A 21,611-nucleotide genomic window follows, 5' to 3' on the forward strand; every position below is an offset into this window, starting at 1 on the left:
TTTAATTAATTTTAAATTATTGAATTTTAATTAGTTACTATTTTTTTAAATTTTTTTTCAAACCCCATGCAACCAAATTCAAACTTCATTCGTCTATAACTATAGAATCTGATTTTAAACAAATTGTTAAACGGAAGTGACCATTTATCAATTACAGCAAAAAATGAAAGTAATCAACTTACATCAAGACGAAAAAGACCTTATCTGCTTAGCTGTCGAAAATAATCGACATGCTCAACATCAGATATACACAAAATTTTCGCCAAAAATGTTGGGCGTTTGCAGACAATACATCAAAGATTTGCACCAAGCCGAAGATGTAATGATTACCGCTTTTATGAAAGTTTTTTCTAGTTTGAAAAATTTTGAACACAAAGGCAGTTTTGAAGGTTGGATTAGACGGATTATGATAAATGAATGTATTTCGTTTATCAGAGTTCAAAAACAAGTAAAGTTTATTGAAGACGAAACTTTTTTTGAAGAACGGCATAACGATATCGAAAGTAAATTTTCAGTGGATGACATTCAGTTTCTTATCGATAGTTTGCCTGATGGTTACAAGATGGTTTTCAATCTTTATGCTATCGAGGGTTACAAACATCAGGAAATTGCCGTAATGCTGGGAATTAATGAAGGAACATCAAAATCGCAATTGTCACACGCCAGAAAGATGCTTCAAAATCTGATTAACAAGTTAAAAAATTATGAAAATGGAACCGAATAATATAGAAAAACAAATTAAAGAAAAGTTGAGTCAACGAGAGATTCAACCTTCTGCAAATGCATGGGATCGTTTGGATGCGATGCTTTCTGTTGAAGAGCAAAAGCCAAAAAGAAATTACAAATGGCTTTCTATTGCGGCAGTTTTTGTGGGATTTACGGTGATTGGAATTTTTATGATGAATAAAGAAAATTCAAATGAAAATGTAATTCCATCTAATCCTGTTGTTTTAGAAAATGAAATGGAAACAATTAAAAATGAAATTAGAATTGATTCTGAAAATGTTTTTTCAGAAGTAGAAAAAACAGCAGTTGTAAACAATCAAACAACAAAAAAAATTATAGAATCAAAAACCGAAATCAACCCTAAAAAAGACATTATTTTAGATGTTCAGCCTATCAAAGAAAATCCAATTGTTGAGAATAAAATTATTGAAAAATCAACAAACAGTTATATAAATCCTGAATCTCTTTTGGCTGAAATAACTTCCGGTGAAAAAGTAAAACTGAAAGAATTGCCATTAAAACCTCAAGTAAAGGTTGATGCAAATATGCTGCTGAATTCAGCAGAAAATGAAGTCAATGAAAGTTTCAGAAATAAAGTTATTCAAACCTTTAACGATAAATATAACGCAGCTAAATCATCATTAGCTAACAGAAATCACGAATAAAAACAATCAAATCACGAACAGTTAAATTTTTAAATTATGCAGAAAATTATTTTTTATGTAGCAGTATTGCTATGTGCCTTTGCAACGCAATTGTATGGTCAAGTTACTTTTGAAGAAAAAGCGAAAGTTATTTCACAAAACATTCAAAAGATAACAGCAGAAGAGAAAGAAGCCCTTAAAAATGAGGTTGAAGACATTAATAAGCTTTTGGAAAACGGAGTAATTTCTAAAGAAAAAGCTGACGCTGAAAAATTAAAAGCAGCTGAAGTCAGAGCTAAAAACATTGAAACTCGTGTGGCTGAAGAAGAACAAAAATTGACTTCACTGGTTAGAGATCAAGTCGATGGAAATATTGCCACAAAAACGACCCAAGATGTTGATACGGTTAGAATGGGAAGAAATAGATTTATAATTTCCTACGAACGAGGTAAGAAAGATGATAAAGATTACAAACCTTGTAAGCCTCATTATGAAAAACGAACAACATCGCAATTTGTATTTTCTTTTGGTTTGAACAATTTAATTACAGACGGTAATCTTGGTTCATTAGAAGATAGCGATTTTAGAGTTTGGGGCTCACATTCCTATGAATGGGGATTATCATATAATACCAGAATTTTTAAAAATGATAATTTACTGCATTTAAAATACGGTTTATCGGTAATGTATAACAATTTAAGACCTACAGATAATCGATATTTTGTAAAGAATGGAGATCAAACCGAATTGCAGGATTTTGGTTTAGATTTGAGAGAAAGCCGTTTTAGAAATGTTCAGTTGGTGGTTCCAATGCATTTAGAATTTGATTTTACACCAAAAACCATTGACGAAGATGGCGTTACCCGATTTAAAACACATAGAACATTCAGATTAGGAGTTGGAGGTTTTGCAGGGTTTAATGTAAAAAATAAACAAATTTTAAAATATAAAGAAGATGATGTTCGAGTGAAAATAAAAGAAAAAGGCGATTTTAATACAAATCCAATTGTTTATGGTTTGTCAACTTACATCGGTTATAAAGAAACAAGTTTGTATTTAAAATATAATTTAAACACCTTGTTCAAAGACAATCCGGTTGATCAAAACAATATTTCTTTAGGAGTTCGATTCGATTTCAATTAATCTTTTGTTAGTTTATACTTTTAAAAATGGCACTTAATTTTGAGTGCCATTTTTTATTTTTGGTAGTAAATCTAAATAAGGAATTATGTACTTTTACAATCTTTCCAATTTAAGCTCGTGATTACACAAAACACCATCGATTTAGTATTTGAAACCGCCCGAGTTGAGGAGGTGATTGGTGATTTTGTTCAACTCAAACGTGCCGGAAGTAATATGAAAGGCTTGAGTCCGTTTTCCAATGAAAAATCTCCGTCTTTTATGGTTTCTCCTGTAAAGCAAATTTGGAAAGATTTTAGTACCGGAAAAGGAGGAAACTCCGTTACTTTTTTAATGGAACATGAACATTTTTCATTTCCGGAAGCCATTCGCTATTTAGCAAAAAAATACAATATCGAAATTGAAGAAACTGTTTCAAGCGATGAAGATAAGGCTGTAGCCAATGAAAAAGAGAGCATGTATTTGGTTTCTGAATTCGCAAGTAAATATTTTCAACATGTGTTGTGGGAAGAAGAAGAAGGTAAAGCAATCGGATTATCGTATTTTAAAGAACGTGGTTTTTCTACTGGAACGATCAAAAAATTCAACTTAGGTTATTCGCCGAATACATGGGATGCATTTACTAAAGAAGCTCTCGGAAAAGCATACAAACTAGAATATTTAGAAAAAACCGGACTAACCATTGTTGGTGAAGACAAACAGTTTGACCGATTCAAAGGAAGAGTGATGTTCCCAATACAAAGTATGTCAGGAAGAGTACTTGGTTTTGGCGGTAGAATTTTGACTAATGATAAAAAAGCGGCCAAATATTTGAATTCACCCGAAAGTGAAATTTACCATAAAAGTAATGTGCTTTACGGAATTTTTCATGCCAAACAAGCCATTGCTAAGCTTGATAATTGTTTTTTGGTAGAAGGTTACACCGATGTGATTCAAATGCATCAATCCGGAATTGAAAACGTTGTTTCTTCTTCAGGAACGGCATTAACGCCAAATCAAATTCGATTAATTAATCGATTGACGAAAAATATTACGGTGCTTTTTGATGGCGATGCGGCGGGTTTACGAGCTTCTCTTCGCGGAATCGACTTGATTTTGGAAGAAGGAATGAACGTCAAAGTTTGTACTTTTCCAGATGGAGATGACCCGGATAGTTTTGCCAAAAAAACACCTTATGAAGAATTGATAAAGTATTTAGACGAAAATGCTAAAGACTTTATTCAGTTCAAAGCTTCTTTGTTAATGCAAGATGCTAAGAATGATCCTATCAAAAAAGCCGAATTAATTAGGGATATGGTGACGAGTATTTCTAAAATTCCTGATAGAATTAAAAGAGAAATTTACATTCAGGAATGTAGTCGAATCATGGATATCTCTGAAGATGTTTTGTTTAGCACGTTGGCACAAATGGCTCAAAAAGATTTGTCTGAGGCCAATAAAAAATTCAAACAAGAACAAAAAGCGTTTGATGTAGTTAAAAATGAAACGGATCAAAATGTTTCAAAAGTTGATATTGTTACCTTATTAGAAAAGTCAATCCTCGAAATTTTAATGCTTTACGGACATCATGAAGTAGAATTTGAAAATGTTTTTGTTCAATTTGATGAAAATGGGAAAGAGGTTGAAATTATTGAAAAGGTAAAACAAAAAATTTATGAACGTATATATTTGAGTTTACAAGAAGACGAAATCGAATTGGCGAATCCGGTTTTTAATGCTATTTATATTGATTTAGTTTCACAATACCACCAAAATGAATTGTTTGATAAAAATAATTATCTCAACAACTTATCGCCGGAACATGCGGATGTAGTTACAGATATTTTAATGAATGATGAAAAATACCAATTGCATGGTTGGTTAGATAAAAAGCAGGTTTTTGTTAAGGAGAAAGATGATTTTGAAATTCTATCTCGATTGGTATCCGAAACAATAGTTACCTTTAGGGAATATCTTATCAATAAAATTAATAGAGAATTGATGTTGCAAATTCAGGAAGATGCACCTGAATTTACACCAGAAGAAATAATAACCTTAATAAACGATTACAACAAACTCAAAGTTACGATTACCCGTAGAATTGGAAGAATGCGAACAGATTATAACTAAAAAAGACCCCAATTGAGGTCTTTTTTCTATTAAACGATTTCTAATGTTTTTGCTTTATTAACTAAATCCACTAGGTTGGTAACATTCAATTTGGTCAGTAATCGCAATTTATAAGTACTGATGGTTTTTTCATTCAATCCTAAAATTTTAGAGATTTCATTATTTTTCTTCCCATCACTCAAAAAGCGTAGTACTTCAATTTCGCGATTGGATAGTTTTCTATACAAACGCTCGCTTTTGTTTTGTTTTGCAATTAATGCTAAGTTTTTCTTAACGGTATCACTATAAATAATCGCTCCGTGGCTAACTTTTGTAATTGTATTACCTAAAGTTTCCAATTTTGAAGTTTTATGTAAATAGGATGAAACACCGGCTTTCAAAGCATTTGGTGCATAGATGTTTTCAGACAGATTGCTGAAAATAATAATTTTTGTGCTTGGAAATTCCTTTAAAAGAAATTTCACCATATTTAAACTGCTCAAACCCTCAAGTTCAAGGTCTAAAATTAATACGTCTACGGGTTTGATTTTAAGTAAGTCTAAAATCATATTATAATTGCCTACATGGCCAACTAAACTGATTTCAGCATGATCCTTAAAATACGATTTAACCCCAAAGTGAACAACAGGTTGGTTGTCGGCTAAACAAACTTTAATCATGATAAGTGGTATTTTGGTTGAAATGATTAATTTTATTAGGGCTGTTAAAGATAACATAAATTTTTCATTTATGTAGTAAAAATGTTAAAAATTTTTATTTCTTTAGTAGGAAAATTTGATTTCATTAGGGATTTCACAAACTGGAATGGGTCTCATTTTGTGTTGATTAGCAGAATTTAATCTTTTAAAAATTGTAAAAACTTCTTTTTCTCTTCCTGAGAAATCTGTTGCTAATTTTCCTTCAGCCTCTTTATTCATCGCCCATTCCAATTCGTCATAGCTAGCTCCAAGTTGGTCTTCGTCAGTGCGACTATCGCCAAATAAACCATCAGTAGGTTGAGCTACTAAAATTGAATTGGGAACTTTTAGAAATGCTCCTAATTTATATACTTCTGATTTCATTAAATCAGCAATCGGACTTAAATCTACGCCTCCATCACCATATTTTGTATAAAAACCAACTCCAAAATCTTCAACTTTGTTTCCGGTTCCGGCTACTAACAAACCATGAATTCCTGCAAAATAATACAAAGTTGTCATTCTAAGTCGGGCTCTCGTGTTGGCTAAAGTAAGTGCTTGTTGTGGATGTGATTCATAATCAGGTAAGCATTTTTTGAAAGTTTCAAAGGAATTGGTCAAATCCACATTCAAACTTTCTACATTAGGAAATCTATTTTTTAATTGTTGAATGTGTTCTCTTTTTCTATCTACATGACTTTGAGCTTGATGTATGGGTAATTCCAAACATAAAGTCTTTAAACCGGTTTGAGCACATAGTGTTGAAGTTACCGCACTATCAATTCCTCCGGAAACACCAACAACAAAACCGTTTACTTTTGCGTTTAAGGCATAATCTTTTAGCCAATTTACTATGAAATTGTTTATTTTTTCAATAGCAAGAGTATTTTTTGGTGTCATTTGTTATCTAGTAAATTGAGCATTGTATATTTGCAAAGCCTTATTTTTTTGTAAAAGTAAAAAAACATTTGATAAAAGGTCTTAACACATTATATTTTTAAATATGTCAAAGAAAATTTTATTTTTCGTTTGCTTTTTGTTCCTCTTTTCGTGTAATGAAAAATCTTCTTTACCAAAAGAAATTGAAGAATTGTCTGTTGATTTAAATATAGTTCGTTTTGACAAATTTCTCTATGAAACACCAATTTCCGAATTCAAAACGATGCGTTCTGAATATTCTGTTTTTTTTCCGGAGGAAATTGCTGATTCTGTTTTTATAAACAAAATTCAAGATCCATTGTATAGAGAATTGTATGAAGAGGTTCAAAAAAAATACAGTGATTTTACTCCGGTTCAAAATGAAATTGAAGACCTTTATAGACATATAAAATTCTATTTCCCTGATTTTAAAATGCCTTCAACAATCACAACTTTGATTAGTGAAATGGAATACCAAAACAAAGTGATTCTGACCGATAGTTTGATGATTCTTTCGTTAGACTTATATTTAGGGAAAGACCATAAATATTATGTAGGTGAATTTCCGGGTTATTTTTGCCAAACTTTTGAGCGTTCTCAAATTCTACCGGATATTGTCACTGAATTCAATACTAAAGTAACTACCCCAGCAAGAGACAGAATGTTTATTTCGCAAATGATTTATTATGGAAAAGAACTTTATTTAAAAGATATTTTGCTGCCCGATTATGCTGATTATGATAAAATAGGTTATACCAAAGAACAGTTGGAGTGGTGTGAAGCTAACGAAAATGAGATGTGGCTCAATTTTATTCAAGAATCTTATTTATATAGTACTGATTTAAAATTAGTTCACCGATTTATTGCTCCGGCACCATTTTCAAAGTTCTATCTTGATATTGACAATGAATCCACGGGTCGTGTTGGTGTGTGGTTAGGTTGGCAAATTGTGCGTTCTTATATGAAAAACAATAATGTATCTTTGCAGCAATTATTAGCTATGGATGCTAGAGAATTATTTGAATTATCCCGATATAAACCCAAAAAGTAATGGCAACGAAACAATCTGAAATAAATCTTTTTATAGAATTAGACGAAAATCAAATTCCTGAAAAGTTACAATGGTCTGCTGAGGATGGTGGCGTTGTAAATCAAGAATCGAAAGCAATATTATTGTCGGTTTGGAACAATCAAGAAAAGCAAACTATGAAGATTGATTTGTGGACCAAAGATATGCCTGTTGATGAAATGAAACGTTTTTTCTACGAAACATTAGTCGCCATGTCAGACACTTATGAACGAGCCACAACTGATACTAAAATGGCAGACACTATGCGTGATTTTTGTGAATATTTTGCTGAAAAGCTAGAGTTAAAATCTTAAAAAGTATTCGTCTTAAAGAACTGCTGATTGATATCGTCAATAAAAGTCAAAATGGATTCTTTTCCCAAGGCTTCTGTTGATGAAGTTACAAAATGTTGCGGCATTTCTTCCCAACCATTGGCCAAAACTTGTTTTTTGTAAGCTGAAATATGGGAATCGATTTTGGTTTTTCCAATTTTGTCAGCTTTGGTAAAAACGATACAAAATGGCACCTCGGTTACGCCAAGATAATTTATAAATTCAAGGTCAATTTTTTGAGCTTCAAGTCGGATGTCAATTAACACAAAAGCACAAACCAATTGTTCTCTTTTTTCAAAATAATCAGTAATGAACTTTTGAAAAATTTCTTTCGTCCTTTTAGACACTTTTGCATATCCATAACCTGGTAAATCAACCAAAAACCAATTGCTGTTAATTTTAAAATGATTAATCAGTTGTGTTTTTCCCGGTTTTGATGAGGTTTTTGCTAAGTTTTTGTGATTCGTCAACATGTTGATCAACGATGATTTTCCAACATTCGATCTTCCAATAAAAGCATATTCCGGAAGCGGGTCTTTCGGACATTTGCTTACTTCGGAATTACTAATTATAAACTCAGCGGTATTTATCTTCATAACTTAAATAAAAAATCCCTTTGTAAAGGGAATTATAAATTTGATTTTTTTAACCATTCTAAAAGCAAACGGTTAAATTCATCAGGATGTTCCATCATGGCAGCATGTCCACATTTATCAATCCAGTACAAATCAGAATTTGGTAATAGTTTGTCAAATTCTACAGCCACTTCTGGGGGCGTTACTTTGTCATTTTTTCCCCAAATTATACAAGTTGGAGTTGTCATTTTTGGCAAATCTTTAGCCATATTATGACGAATTGCACTTTTGGCTATGGTTAATGTTTTGATTAATTTGATTCTGTCATTAACCGTTTGATAAACATCGTCAATTATTTCCTTAGTTGCAACTGTTGGGTCATAAAATACGTCTTCGGCTTTTTTACGGATGTATTCATAATCACCTCGTTTCGGATAACTATCACCCATTGCACTTTCGTAAAGTCCTGAACTGCCTGTGATTACAAGTCCGGCCATTTTTTCAGGGTACATTTTAGTATGATATAAGGCAATATGTCCGCCTAAAGAATTTCCTAATAAAATAACTTTCTCATATCCTTTAAACGTGATAAAGTCTTTTACATATTTTGAAAAAGCTTTGACGTTAGTTTTTAAAATGTTTTGTGTATAAATAGGAAGTTCAGGTATTACAACTTTATATCCTTCTTTTGGAAAAAAGTTTGCCACACCGTCAAAATTACTCAATCCTCCCATTAAACCGTGTAAAACAATTATTGGGGTTCCTTCGCCTGCTTCAAAATAAGAGTATTTCCCTTCTTTTTTAAAGTTGTCTTTCATTAAAAAATGATTATTCAATTCCTCACAAATATAAGATTTTATAGATTAAAATAAATTTTTCAAAAATTTATTTATCAAAGAAGTTTTAAAGCAACTTTATTTATTTTTTTCAAATCTTAACAATCATAAAATCAATATTTTATTTATTTTTTTCACTTTCTTTTATTCCTTAATTTTTTTGAATAAAATGCAGTAAAAATGCCAATTGTTGTTTTTTATTGTTTTAAATCGTTTGTTTTTTGATGATTTGTTAAATATAACTTAAAAAATTGGACAGCTGCATTTTAGTCAAAATTTAATAGTAGTGGTAAAACTTATCAACAAAGTGGTAATTTGTGGTAATTTGTGGTAAAATATTTTTATTTTTGCTACTATTACACACAAACTCAATTCAATTGAATAGTATAATTGGAACATATGAATGTAAAGTTGATGCTAAAGGAAGGCTCATGTTGCCGGCTCCTTTAAAAAAGCAATTGGCGTCATCGTTGCAAGAAGGTTTTGTGTTGAAGCGTTCGGTTTTTCAACCTTGTTTGGAATTGTATCCGATGGCGGAATGGAATGTTTTGATGAATAAAGTAAATAAGTTAAACAAGTTTGTTAAAAAGAACAATGATTTTATTCGTCGGTTTACCGCCGGAGTTAAAGTGGTAGAAATTGATAATCTGGGAAGGTTGTTAATTCCAAAAGATTTAGTGGTTTTTGCTTCAATAAAAAAAGATTTGGTATTGTCTTCAGCAGTGAATATTGTTGAAATATGGGACAAAGATTTATATGAAAAATCAATTGATGATGCAACAATTGATTTTGCCGATTTGGCTGAAGATGTAATGGGAAATATAAATGACGATGATAATGGAATATCATAACCCGGTTCTTTTAAAAGAATCTATAGATGGTCTAAACATAAATCCGGATGGAGTTTATGTTGATGTGACCTTTGGTGGTGGCGGACATTCCAAAGAAATTCTTAGCAGGTTGAGTCCAAAAGGCAGATTGTTTGCTTTTGATCAAGATCAAGATGCATGGGAAAATGCTTTGAACGACGAACGGTTTTGTTTGATTAAAGAAAATTTCAGATTCATCAAAAACTTTTTAAGATTTCAAGGAGTCAAGTCTGTTGATGGAATTTTAGCTGATTTGGGAGTTTCTTCACATCAATTTGATGTGGCTGAACGAGGTTTTTCAACCCGTTTTGATGCGGAACTGGATATGAGAATGAATCAAAAAGGAGATTTAAGTGCATTCATGGTGGTTAATAATTATGAAGAAGCCGCTTTAAAAAAATTATTTTTTGAGTTTGGAGAATTAAAAAATGCCGGAGCTATTGCAAATACAATTGTTTTAGCTAGAAAAGATCATCCTATTAAAAACACAGAACAATTAAAACAAGTCTTGAGCAGATTTTTACCGGCTCATAAAAGTCATAAAATATTAGCTCAAATATATCAAGCCATTCGAATTGAAGTGAATCAAGAAATGGAAGTTTTAAAAGAATTTTTAACTCAGTCGTTGGAAATTTTAAAGCCACAAGGCAGATTGAGTGTAATTTCTTATCATTCATTAGAAGATCGTTTGGTAAAAAGATTCATGAAAAACGGCATGTTTGAAGGTGAACCTGAACGTGATTTTTTTGGCAATTTTTCTGTACCGCTGAAGCATATAGGTAAATTGATAGTGCCAACTAATGATGAAATACGAATAAACAACAGAGCCAGAAGTGCAAAACTAAGAATAGCAGAAAAAGTCTAAAATGAAGGGAAGTGTTTATAACATATTAAAAGCTCGGTTTTTAGTAAATGAAGATGCTTCAAGGAACTGGAAGTTTATAGTTTTCTTGATTTTTTTAGCCATGTTGATGATAAATAACATTCACCGCTATGAAAAGAAAGTTTTTAGAACTTTAGAATTAGCAAAAGAAGTAAAAGAATACAGGTCTGAATTTGTTGACAGACGATCGGAACTGATGAAATTGAAAATGGAAAGCACCATTTCAAGCAAAATGGAACAAAGAGGAATAGTGCCCTCATCAGTTCCTCCAAAGAAAATAAAAGTAATAACTGAAACCAAAAATTGATAAACTAAAAATGGAAGCAAACGATAAACATATCTTATATAGAATGTATCTGACTGCTTTCGTTGTGTTAGTTTTGGCTATTGCAATTGCGGTTAAACTTGCCAATATTCAAATAGTTGAGGGTGATCATTACAGAAAATTAGCATTAGAAAGAACGGTAAAAAACTTTGTAATTCCTGCCAATAAAGGAAATATTTATTCTGCTGACGGAAGTCTTTTAGCTACTTCAATTCCTAATTACAAAATCAGATTTGACGCACTTGCTCCAACAAAAGATGATTTTAATGAAAATCTGCAACCCCTTTGTGATTCACTTTCAACAATGTTGGGAAAGCCAAGTCAATTTTATAAATCAGAATTATTAAAAGCAAGGTCTTCCAAAAACAGGTATTATTTGATAGCCCGAAGTTTAAGTTATACAGAATATATTCGAATAAAGAGTTTTCCACTATTTAATAAAGGACCTTATAAAGGTGGGATTATTACAGAACAAAGAACAATTCGCGAACATCCAATCGGATTAATTGCAGAACGAACAATTGGTTATGAAAGAATAACTCCAAACGGTAATCCTGACGGAAAAGGTATTGAATGGGCCTTTAAAGATTATTTGAACGGCAATGACGGAAAACGATTAATGCAAAAAATGTCCAAAGGACAATGGAAGCCAATTCGTGATGAAAACGAAATTGAACCACAAGACGGTTATGATGTAATTTCTACAATTGATGTTTATATGCAAGACATTGCTCATCATGCCTTGTTGAAACAATTACAATATTATGAAGCCGATCATGGATGTGTTGTTGTTATGGAAACAAAAACCGGACATGTTAAAGCAATTTCAAATTTAGGAAGAGATAAAAACGGAAACTATTCTGAAACCATAAATTATGCGATCCAAGAATCTCACGAACCGGGTTCTACCTTTAAAATATTGGATTTATTAGCTCTTTTTGAAGATAAAAAAGCCGATACCAACACGGTTTACGATTCAAACGGAGGTGAAATTACTTATTACAACAGAAGAGTAAGAGACTCAAAAAAAGGGGGTTATGGAAAAATAACGTTAGCTCGAGGATTTGAACTGTCTTCCAACACTGTTTTAGTTCAAGCAGTTTATGAGAACTATAAAACCAATCCTCAAAAATTTGTCGATCACATTAAACGTATGAAATTGCATGAGCCACTTGGTCTACAGTTAAAAGGAGAAGGAAAGCCTATTATTCCTCAACCTGGTGAAAAAAATTGGTATGGTACCACTTTACCTTGGATGGCTTATGGTTATAATGTTTCCATGACGCCACTTCAAACCTTGACCTTATATAATGCTGTAGCAAACGATGGCGAAATGGTTAAGCCTTTGTTTGTTAAAGAAGTAAAAGAATGGAATAAAACAATTAAAACTTTTGAAAAAGAAGTAATTGTATCTCAAATAGCATCAAAAGAAACAATTGACAAAGTGAAAGTGGTTTTGGAAAATGTAGTAAAACGCGGAACAGGTTCAAAACTATATTCTAAAGATTTTTCAATGGCAGGAAAAACAGGCACGGCTCAAATAAATTATGCTACCAAAGCCAATCTGTATTATGCCTCATCATTTGTGGGTTATTTTCCAGCGGATCAACCTAAATATTCGTGTATAGTTGTAATTCATAAACCAAGTATAACAAAAGGATATTATGGTGCGGATGTTTCCGGACCGGTTTTTAAAAGAATTGCACAAAAAGTGTTTACTGATGTGCCGTCTACAAACGAAGTTAGAGAATCAGATAAATCAAATGAAATTCAAGATGCCAATTTTGAAAAATATTATACGCTGATAAATAAAGATTCAAAAACGATTCCCAATGTGGTTGGAATGGCCGGAATGGACGCCGTTGCATTGTTTGAAAATTTAAAAATGAAAGTAAAAATAATCGGACAAGGAAAAGTAAAAAAACAATCCATTCATCCGGGTGAACCTTTACAACAAAACAAAACTATAATCCTTGAATTGTCATGATGCAATTAAAAGACATATTATATAAAGTAAGCATTGAGGCAGTAAAAGGTGCAACCGATTTGTCAATCAATAAACTCGAATTCGATTCTAGAAAAATTGAGTTCAATGATGTGTTTATTGCTATTGAAGGGTCACTTTCAGATGGTCACACGTTTATTGATAAAGCATTAAATAATGGTGCAGTCGCCGTTATCTGCAATAGATTTCCGGATGTAATTGTAAATGGAGTAACCTATATTCAAGTAAAAGACACCAATCTTGCTTTAGCATTAATGGCATCTAATTATTATGGAAATCCATCTAAAGATTTAAAATTGGTTGGAATAACCGGAACAAATGGAAAAACAACAGTGGCTTCTTTGTTGTATCAATTGTTTAAAAATGCAGGATTTAAAGTTGGATTAATTTCTACTGTAAAAATTTTGGTAGATGAAGTTGAATACAAAGCAACGCATACTACGCCTGATTCTTTAACCATTAATTTCTATTTGGATGAAATGATAAAAGCGGGTGTTTCACATTGTTTTATGGAAGTAAGTTCACACGGTATTCATCAAAAACGCACAAAAGCATTAGAATTTGCAGGAGGTGTTTTTACCAATTTATCACATGACCACTTAGATTATCACAATTCCTTTGCTGAATATAGAGATGTAAAAAAATCATTCTTTGATGAAATGTCAAAGTCAGCTTTTGTTGTTACCAATACTGATGATAAAAACGGAAGTTTTATGATTCAAAATTCGGCAGCTAAAAAAGTGACTTATGCTCTAAAATCATATGCCGATTATAAAGCATTAATTCTTGAAAACCAATTGAACGGATTGCTTTTAAAAATTAATGAAAATGAGGTTTGGGTCAAATTAATTGGAGCTTTCAATGCCTATAATCTCTTAGCTATTTATGCAACTGCCGTTGAATTGGGATTAGAAAATTTTGAAGTGCTGCGTTTGATTTCAAATTTGGAAAGTGTTTCCGGAAGATTTCAATTTTTTATCACTAAAAATAAAATCACAACCATTGTTGATTATGCTCACACACCAGATGCTTTAGAAAATGTGTTGGATACGATTAATGAAATTCGAACCAAAAACGAACAACTTATTACAATTGTGGGATGTGGCGGAGATAGAGATGTGACTAAAAGACCTATCATGGCTAAGATTGCCACAACATTAAGCGATAAAGTGATTTTAACTTCAGACAACCCAAGAAGTGAAGATCCAATAGATATTATTCAACAAATGGAGAAAGGAGTTGAATTACAAAATCAAAAAAAGACATTGTCAATTGTTGATAGAGCTCAAGCTATAAAAGTAGCTTGTCAATTAGCCAATACAAATGATATAATTCTTATTGCCGGAAAAGGTCATGAGAATTATCAAGAGATAAAAGGGGTAAAGTATCATTTTGACGATATGGAAACCATAAAAGAAGTTTTAAATCAACTTGATAAATAAAAACCTATGTTGTACTATCTATTTGAGTATTTAGACAAATCAGCTGACATTCCGGGAACAGGTGTTTTTCAATATATAACGTTCCGTTCGGGTTTGGCCGTTTTAATGTCGCTTTTGATTTCTACAATTTATGGTAAAAAAATTATCAACTTTTTGAGAAACCAACAAGTTGGTGAAACCGTTAGAGAACTAGGTTTAGAAGGTCAAACTCAAAAAGCGGGTACGCCAACAATGGGTGGACTCATCATCATTCTGGCCACCTTGATTCCGGTGCTTTTATTGACAAAATTAGATAATATTTATATCGTCTTACTGATTGTTACCACCCTTTGGATGGGAACAATCGGATTTATTGATGATTACATCAAAATATTTAAAAAAGACAAAGAAGGATTAAAAGGAAAATTTAAAGTTATTGGTCAAGTGGGGCTTGGTCTAATTGTTGGCTCAGTATTATATTTTCATCCTGGAGTTACAGTTAGAAAAGATACTCAGAGAACAAATATTTTACAAACAACTGAAACAGCCGTTCCGTCAATTGCTTTAGAAGAAAAATCAACAGCAACCACTATTCCTTTTTTTAAAAATAATGAATTTGATTATGCTGAAGTAATTTCCTTTTTAGGTGATGGATTTCAAGATTATGCTTGGTTGATTTTTATTCCGGTAGTAATATTTATTATCACCGCGGTTTCAAACGGAGCAAATTTAACCGATGGCATCGATGGACTTGCTGCGGGAACTTCTGCAATTTCAGTTCTTACGCTTGGTATTTTCACATTCGTTTCTGGTAATATTATTTTTTCCAATTACCTCAATATAATGTATATCCCAAATTCGGGTGAAATGACGGTTTTCATATCAGCTTTTGTTGGGTCGTTGATTGGATTTTTATGGTATAACAGTTATCCCGCAGCTGTATTCATGGGAGATACGGGAAGTTTAACTATCGGTGGAATCATTGCCGTTATTGCCATTGCTATTAGAAAAGAATTGCTTATTCCGGTAATCTGCGGAATATTTTTAGCCGAAAATTTATCTGTGGTTTTACAAGTAAGTTATTTCAAATACACCAAAAAGAAATTTGGCGAAGGAAAACGAATTTTCCTCATGTCACCCTTGCATCATCATTTTCAAAAGAAAGGATATCATGAAAGTAAAATTGTTACCCGATTTTGGATTGTTGGGATTTTGCTGGCTATTCTTTCAATTGTAACCCTTAAATTAAGATAAGATGCGATTGGTGATTTTAGGTGGAGGCGAAAGCGGAGTTGGAACCGCAATTCTCGGAAAGAAAAAAGGATATGATGTGTTTCTTTCTGATTTTGGAATGATTAAAGAAAATTATAAAGAAGTTCTAACGCTTAACGGCATTAAATGGGAAGAATCAAAGCATACAGAATCAAAAATTTTGAATGCTGATGTGGTGATGAAAAGTCCTGGAATTCCGGATAAAGTAGAAATTGTAAAAAAATTAAAGGCTTTATCCATTCCGGTTATTTCAGAGATTGAATTTGCATCACAATTTACCAATGCTATAACCATAGGAATTACAGGTAGCAACGGAAAGACCACAACAACAATGCTAACTTATCATTTGCTAAAATCCGGAGGATTAAATGTAGGCCTAGCCGGAAATATAGGTAAAAGTTTTGCTTGGCAAGTGGCAGATGAAAATTATGATGTTTATGTATTGGAGTTAAGTAGTTTTCAATTGGATGGAATAATCAATTATAAACCACATATTGCTATTATCACAAATATAAGTCCCGATCATTTGGATCGCTATGAATACAAGTATGAAAAATATATAAATTCAAAATTTAGAATAACAAAGAATCAAACAGCAGATGATTATTTAATCTATGATGCTGATGACCAAGAAATAAAAAATTGGCTCCTAAACAACAAAACTAATGCTCAATTGATTCCTTTTTCGCTACTAGACAAACACGAAAAAGGAGGATTTTTAAATCAAAACACTATGGAACTTTACATCAACGAAGAAGAATTTACAATGGACACAAAATCCATCGCTCTTGAGGGAAAACACAATATGAAAAATGCAATGGCAGCTGCTTCGGTAGCTCAATTAATGCGAATCAGAAAACAAACCATTCGCGAAAGCCTATCTAATTTTCAAGGTGTTGAACATCGCTTGGAGAAAGTCCTAAAAATTCAAAATGTTCTGTATGTAAACGACAGCAAAGCTACTAATGTTAACGCTACCTTTTTTGCCCTAGATAGTATGAACACCCCAACAGTTTGGATAGTTGGGGGTGTTGACAAAGGAAATGATTATTCAGAATTGATGCCTTTGGTTCGTGAAAAAGTGAAAGCAATTATTTGTTTGGGTGTTGATAATAAAAAAATTATTGATGCTTTTGGAAATGTGGTAGATGTGATGGTTGAGGTAGGAAGCATGAACGATGCTGTTCGAACAGCTCTTCATTTAACTGAAAAAGGGGATACTGTTTTGTTATCACCTGCTTGTGCAAGTTTTGATTTATTTGAAAATTACGAAGACAGAGGGCGTCAATTCAAACAAGCAGTTAGAAATTTATAGCAGTTAGAAATTATGAAAACAATTTTAAAACACATAAAAGGAGATAAAGTTATTTGGGCATTGGTTGCTCTTTTGGCTCTGTTTTCGTTTATGCCTGTTTTTAGTGCGAGTAGTAATTTAGCTTATGCCGGTCATGGAACCGGAAACACACTTGGTTACTTGGTAAAACACTTAATTCACGTGTCGTTAGGATTTTTTGTTATTTATCAAATTCATAGAATTCCCTATCATTATTATAGAAGTATATCCCGATTCTTATTGCCATTTATTTGGATTTTATTGGCTTACACCTTGTTTTTTGGAGTAGAAAAAGGAAATGCCAGACGATGGGTTGAAATTGGCGGTATTTCATTACAGCCTTCAACTTTTGCATTTATAATCCTAATGGTTTTTGTGGCTCGTTATTTGTCAAAAACACACAAAGAACCAATTACATTCAAATCGTCTTTCGTTGATTTATGGATTCCGGTGGGACTTACATTGATTTTAATCTTACCGGCAAATTTTTCTACGGCAGCTTTTATGTTTCTGATGGTTTCTATGTTGGTTTTTATTGGAAAGTACCCTTTGAAGTATCTTGGAATAATATTTGCGTCAGGATTGTTGTTGCTAATTTCATTTGTCGGAGTAGCCAAAGTTTTAAAAGCGGTTAACCCTGATAAAGTCCCACATATTTTTGAACGTGTTGAAACTTGGGAAAACAGAATTACAAGGTATTCTGATAATTCGGTTAAAGATCCTGATGAGGTTTATCAAATTGAAAGAGCCAAAACAGCCATTGCTACCGGAGGACTTTATGGTCTTGGCCCTGGTAAAAGTGTCCAGAAAAATTTCTTACCACAGTCATCATCCGATTTTATATATGCTGTAATTGTTGAAGAATTTGGTTTGGCAGGTGGTTTTACAATCATTGGAATTTATTTGTTGTTGCTTTTTAGAATAATAGTAACTGCTCAAAAAACCAATACACTTTTTGGACGATTAGTGGTGGTTGGTTTAGGTTTTCCTATTGTTTTTCAAGCCATGATAAACATGGGAGTTGCGGTTGAATTACTGCCAACAACAGGACAAACCCTACCTTTAATTAGTAGTGGAGGAAGTTCGATTTGGGTAACATGTTTAGCCATAGGAATCATTTTGAATGTTACTAAAAAGGACGAAGAGATTGCTGCTGAAAATGCTGAGAAAAACAAAAGAGATGCTGCTCTTCAACGAATAATTGATAAACAAATTAAAGATGAAGAAGAAAGTGGATTGCCTTCAGAAAATGAATCGATAAAAGATACATCAAACGAAGATAATCCAATGAATGTTGTTTTAAATAAATAATGGAATGAAGAAACTAAAATTCATAATTAGTGGCGGCGGAACGGGTGGACATATCTATCCGGCAATTGCTATTGCTGATGAATTGAAGTTAGAATTCCCCGATTGCGAAATTTTGTTTGTGGGTGCAAAAGATAAAATGGAAATGCAAAAAGTACCGCAAGCGGGTTATGAAATAAAAGGGTTGTGGATTTCCGGAATTCAACGAAGATTAACGTTTGACAATGCATTATTTCCTTTGAAATTATCGCAAAGTTTATTGAAATCACTGCGAATAGTAAATGATTTCAAGCCTAATGTAGTTATAGGAACCGGTGGATTTGCGTCCGGACCATTATTAAAAGCCGCTTCAATTCTTGGAGTACCAACGTTAATTCAAGAGCAAAATTCCTATCCGGGAATTACCAATAAATGGTTGAGCAAAAAAGCCAATCGGATTTGTGTAGCCTATGAAAATTTGGAGCGTTTTTTTCCAAAAGATAAAATTGTTTTAACAGGAAACCCGGTTCGTCAGGATTTGATTTCTTCAGAAGGAAATAGAGAAGAAGCAATGCAATATTTTTCCCTGAATCCTTCAAAAAAGACACTCTTAATTTTGGGAGGAAGTCTAGGAGCACGACGAATTAACCAACTAATTGCAAAAGAAATTGATGCAATTTTAGGCTTCGGTGTTCAAGTTTTTTGGCAATGCGGAAAATTGTATTTTGAAGAATACAAACATTTTAACGAAAGGGAAAATGTAACTGTTGTAGCGTTTATTGACAGAATGGATTTGATTTATACAGCGGCTGATTTTGTTGTTTCAAGAGCAGGAGCTTCATCGGTTTCAGAATTGTGTTTGGTGGGAAAACCAATAATTTTTATTCCATCTCCAAACGTTGCCGAAGATCATCAAACCAAAAATGCAAGAGCAATTGTTGATAAGCAAGGAGCTTTGCTAATTGAAGAAAAAAGTCTCGAGATGGAATTTCTAAAGCAGTTGAATTCATTGTTTTCTGATGAATTATTACAAAAGGAATTAAGTGCAAATTGTAAAAAATTAGCCAAACCCAATGCAACTAAAGAAATTGTTGCAGAAATAAAAAAATTAATTGCATAAATGAATCTTAATCAAATACATAACGTTTTTTTCATTGGTATCGGTGGCATCGGAATGAGTGCACTTGCTCGTTATTTTCATTCTATTGGAAAAAATGTTTCCGGTTATGACAAAACAGCCACATCGCTTACAGACGATTTGATTGTAGCTGGAATGAATATTCATTTTGAGGATTCAATTGGTTTAATTCCAAGTGATTATTTTGTAGAAAACACTTTGGTGGTTATAACTCCGGCAATTCCGGTTACACATTCACAATGGAATTATTTTATTGAACGAGATTTTACCATTAAAAAAAGAGCTGAAGTTTTAGGAATTATTACCAAAGATACTTTTTGTTTTGCAGTTGCCGGGACTCACGGAAAAACAACAACTTCCAGTATTTTAGGTCATATAATGTATGAAAGTGGTGCAGATGCTACTTCCTTTTTGGGAGGAATTGTAGAAAATTACAACACCAATTTAATTGGAAACGGTAAATCAATTACAGTAGTTGAAGCCGATGAGTTTGACAGGTCGTTTTTACATTTACATCCTGACATGGCTTGTGTGACTTCAATGGATGCAGATCATTTAGATATTTATGGCGATAGCACTTCCATTGAAGCTTCTTTTGTTGAATTTGCAAATAAAATTCAAGACAAATCAAAATTATTCATTCCCAACAGTCTTCCTTTATCGGGAACCACCATTGGAATTAATGAAAAAGCAGATTTTCAAGCATTAAATGTAAGAATTGAAAATAGTGCTTATGTTTTTGACATAAAAACACCAACAGATTATATTTCTGGAGTAAAATTTAAACTACCCGGGAAACACAATTTGATGAATGCATTAATGGCTTTTTCAATGGCAAATTCCTATGGAATTTCTAAAGAAAAAATTGTGAAATCATTAGCATCATTTGCCGGAATTAAAAGAAGATTTTCTTATCAAATTCAACTGGAAAATTTAATTTATATTGATGATTATGCTCATCATCCAACAGAAATTGAAGCTGTTCATAATGCCGTTAGAGAACTTTACCCAAACAAAAAAGTGATGGCCGTTTTTCAGCCGCATTTATATTCAAGAACTCGTGATTTTATTGATGGCTTTGCAAAAAGTTTGGAGGTTTTTGACGAAATAATTTTATTAGATATTTATCCGGCTCGAGAATTGCCAATTGAAGGAGTTACTTCTTCTTGGTTGTTGTCTAAAATTATTAATTCCAATAAAAAAATTGTACAAAAAGACGAATTGTTGCAAGCATTAGTAATGAGTGACGCTACAGTTTATGTTACAATTGGAGCAGGTGATATAGGTGAATTAGTAGATCCAATTAAAAAAGCATTGTATGAAAAAACATTTTAACTGGACCAATTTGCGTTTGTTGCTGGTTTTAGGATTGGTTGTATTTCTTTTTGCCTTTTCTACAAAGCGAAATGAACAACGAAAATTAACAAAATCTATAGTAGAATTTGTTGGAGAAGACCAACTTTTTGTAACTCATGAAACGGTTAATAAATTGTTAATAGAAAATAAAAAAGATGCTTCAGCTATTAGGAAAGTTGCGTTAGATTTGAATAGTTTGGAATTTGCCATAAATCAGCATGACATGGTTGAGAAATCTCAAGTCTATGTTAGTATTGATGGCATCTTAAAAGCAGTAGTAAAACAAAAAACACCAATAGCAAGAGTTTTTAATGCTAATGAGTCTTACTATATTGATTATGAGGGAACAAAAATGCCGTTGTCTGACATTCATACAGCAAGAGTTCCACTAATTTCAGGCATGAATAGTCAAGACGAATTGCCTCAACTGATTGGTTTATTACGGCATATTTATGATTCCGAATTTTTGAAAAGAAATATCATTGGAATTCAAATTTCACCAACAGGTCAGTTGATGATGAAGAATAGAAACTTTGATTATGTGATTGATTTTGGAAAATCGTTAGCTTTTGAAGATAAATTTAAAAATTACGAAGCTTTTTTTTACAAAGCAATTCAAGATAGTTCGATATATCAATACAAAAAAATTGATTTGAAATATTCGCAACAAGTGGTTTGCACAAAATAACACGAAGT

21 protein-coding genes are annotated in these 21,611 nt (G+C 32.4%); 17 read left to right on the forward strand and 4 right to left on the reverse strand.

Annotated elements, in window-relative coordinates:
• Positions 1–163: 163 nt before the first annotated feature.
• The 4 genes from IEV15_RS00420 to dnaG all read left to right on the forward strand — a co-directional run bounded on the left by IEV15_RS00420 (position 164) and on the right by dnaG (position 4,619).
• A complete protein-coding gene (locus IEV15_RS00420) occupies positions 164–724 on the forward strand; it encodes an RNA polymerase sigma factor (RefSeq protein ID WP_188360521.1) in 561 nt (186 codons plus the stop codon).
• Positions 711–1,391, forward strand: a complete 681-nt coding sequence (locus IEV15_RS00425; RefSeq protein ID WP_188360522.1) for a hypothetical protein — start codon at positions 711–713, stop codon at positions 1,389–1,391. Before IEV15_RS00420 ends, IEV15_RS00425 begins: the two co-directional genes overlap by 14 nt.
• 36 nt (positions 1,392–1,427) lie before the next feature.
• On the forward strand, positions 1,428–2,513 hold the full coding sequence (locus IEV15_RS00430; RefSeq protein WP_188360523.1) for a hypothetical protein: 1,086 nt from the start codon (positions 1,428–1,430) through the stop codon (positions 2,511–2,513).
• A 117-nt stretch (positions 2,514–2,630) separates the two neighbouring features.
• A complete protein-coding gene (dnaG, locus tag IEV15_RS00435) occupies positions 2,631–4,619 on the forward strand; it encodes a DNA primase (RefSeq protein WP_188360524.1) in 1,989 nt (662 codons plus the stop codon).
• A gap of 29 nt (positions 4,620–4,648) precedes the next feature.
• Here the strand turns inward: dnaG and IEV15_RS00440 are convergent, their stop codons facing one another.
• Together IEV15_RS00440 and nadE are read right to left on the reverse strand one after the other, a co-directional pair.
• Positions 4,649–5,278 carry a response regulator transcription factor gene (locus IEV15_RS00440; RefSeq protein ID WP_188360525.1) on the reverse strand — a complete coding sequence of 210 codons (630 nt, stop codon included), beginning with the start codon at positions 5,276–5,278 and terminating at the stop codon, positions 4,649–4,651.
• 102 nt (positions 5,279–5,380) lie between these two features.
• Complete coding sequence (gene nadE, locus IEV15_RS00445; protein WP_188360526.1) at positions 5,381–6,196, reverse strand: NAD(+) synthase; 816 nt, start codon at positions 6,194–6,196, stop codon at positions 5,381–5,383.
• A gap of 103 nt (positions 6,197–6,299) precedes the next feature.
• Here nadE and gldB point away from each other — a divergent pair, with 103 nt between their 5' ends.
• Both gldB and gldC read left to right on the forward strand, forming a co-directional pair.
• Complete coding sequence (gene gldB, locus IEV15_RS00450) at positions 6,300–7,265, forward strand: gliding motility lipoprotein GldB (protein WP_188360527.1); 966 nt, start codon at positions 6,300–6,302, stop codon at positions 7,263–7,265.
• Positions 7,265–7,597 (forward strand): gliding motility protein GldC, encoded by a 333-nt coding sequence (gene gldC / locus IEV15_RS00455; RefSeq protein ID WP_188360528.1) that lies wholly within the window; start codon positions 7,265–7,267, stop codon positions 7,595–7,597. Before gldB ends, gldC begins: the two co-directional genes overlap by 1 nt.
• Here the strand turns inward: gldC and yihA are convergent.
• A complete protein-coding gene (gene yihA, locus IEV15_RS00460) occupies positions 7,594–8,211 on the reverse strand; it encodes a ribosome biogenesis GTP-binding protein YihA/YsxC (RefSeq protein ID WP_188360529.1) in 618 nt (205 codons plus the stop codon). The genes gldC and yihA overlap by 4 nt on opposite strands.
• 32 nt (positions 8,212–8,243) lie before the next feature.
• Positions 8,244–9,008, reverse strand: coding sequence for an alpha/beta fold hydrolase (locus IEV15_RS00465; protein ID WP_188360530.1), 765 nt, complete (start codon positions 9,006–9,008; stop codon positions 8,244–8,246).
• A gap of 395 nt (positions 9,009–9,403) precedes the next feature.
• Here IEV15_RS00465 and mraZ point away from each other — a divergent pair, with 395 nt between their 5' ends.
• Genes mraZ through IEV15_RS00520 form a run of 11 tightly spaced genes read left to right on the forward strand, consistent with a single transcriptional unit; the run spans position 9,404 to position 21,603 of the window.
• Entirely contained in the window at positions 9,404–9,877 is a 474-nt protein-coding gene (gene mraZ / locus IEV15_RS00470) for a division/cell wall cluster transcriptional repressor MraZ (RefSeq protein ID WP_188360531.1), read from the forward strand.
• Entirely contained in the window at positions 9,852–10,760 is a 909-nt protein-coding gene (gene rsmH, locus IEV15_RS00475; RefSeq protein WP_188360532.1) for a 16S rRNA (cytosine(1402)-N(4))-methyltransferase RsmH, read from the forward strand. The genes mraZ and rsmH overlap by 26 nt, the downstream gene beginning before the upstream one ends.
• 1 nt (position 10,761) lies before the next feature.
• Entirely contained in the window at positions 10,762–11,085 is a 324-nt protein-coding gene (locus IEV15_RS00480) for an FtsL-like putative cell division protein (RefSeq protein ID WP_188360533.1), read from the forward strand.
• 10 nt (positions 11,086–11,095) lie between these two features.
• Positions 11,096–13,090: a PASTA domain-containing penicillin-binding protein gene (locus tag IEV15_RS00485; protein ID WP_188360534.1), complete on the forward strand. Its 1,995-nt coding sequence runs from the start codon at positions 11,096–11,098 to the stop codon at positions 13,088–13,090.
• On the forward strand, positions 13,087–14,550 hold the full coding sequence (locus IEV15_RS00490; RefSeq protein WP_188360535.1) for a UDP-N-acetylmuramoyl-L-alanyl-D-glutamate--2,6-diaminopimelate ligase: 1,464 nt from the start codon (positions 13,087–13,089) through the stop codon (positions 14,548–14,550). Before IEV15_RS00485 ends, IEV15_RS00490 begins: the two co-directional genes overlap by 4 nt.
• 6 nt (positions 14,551–14,556) lie before the next feature.
• Positions 14,557–15,783 (forward strand): phospho-N-acetylmuramoyl-pentapeptide-transferase, encoded by a 1,227-nt coding sequence (gene mraY, locus IEV15_RS00495; RefSeq protein ID WP_188360536.1) that lies wholly within the window; start codon positions 14,557–14,559, stop codon positions 15,781–15,783.
• 1 nt (position 15,784) lies between these two features.
• A complete protein-coding gene (murD, locus tag IEV15_RS00500; protein ID WP_188360537.1) occupies positions 15,785–17,116 on the forward strand; it encodes a UDP-N-acetylmuramoyl-L-alanine--D-glutamate ligase in 1,332 nt (443 codons plus the stop codon).
• Positions 17,117–17,128: 12 nt separating this feature from the next.
• Entirely contained in the window at positions 17,129–18,445 is a 1,317-nt protein-coding gene (locus IEV15_RS00505) for an FtsW/RodA/SpoVE family cell cycle protein (RefSeq protein ID WP_188360538.1), read from the forward strand.
• Positions 18,446–18,449: 4 nt separating this feature from the next.
• On the forward strand, positions 18,450–19,541 hold the full coding sequence (murG, locus tag IEV15_RS00510) for an undecaprenyldiphospho-muramoylpentapeptide beta-N-acetylglucosaminyltransferase (protein ID WP_188360539.1): 1,092 nt from the start codon (positions 18,450–18,452) through the stop codon (positions 19,539–19,541).
• Positions 19,542–20,894 carry a UDP-N-acetylmuramate--L-alanine ligase gene (gene murC / locus IEV15_RS00515; protein ID WP_188360540.1) on the forward strand — a complete coding sequence of 451 codons (1,353 nt, stop codon included), beginning with the start codon at positions 19,542–19,544 and terminating at the stop codon, positions 20,892–20,894. It abuts the gene before it with no gap.
• A complete protein-coding gene (locus IEV15_RS00520; protein ID WP_188360541.1) occupies positions 20,878–21,603 on the forward strand; it encodes a cell division protein FtsQ/DivIB in 726 nt (241 codons plus the stop codon). The genes murC and IEV15_RS00520 overlap by 17 nt, the downstream gene beginning before the upstream one ends.
• The last annotated feature ends 8 nt before the right edge of the window (positions 21,604–21,611 follow it).

This window comes from Flavobacterium orientale, from assembly GCF_014638005.1.
GTDB lineage: Bacteria > Bacteroidota > Bacteroidia > Flavobacteriales > Flavobacteriaceae > Flavobacterium > Flavobacterium orientale.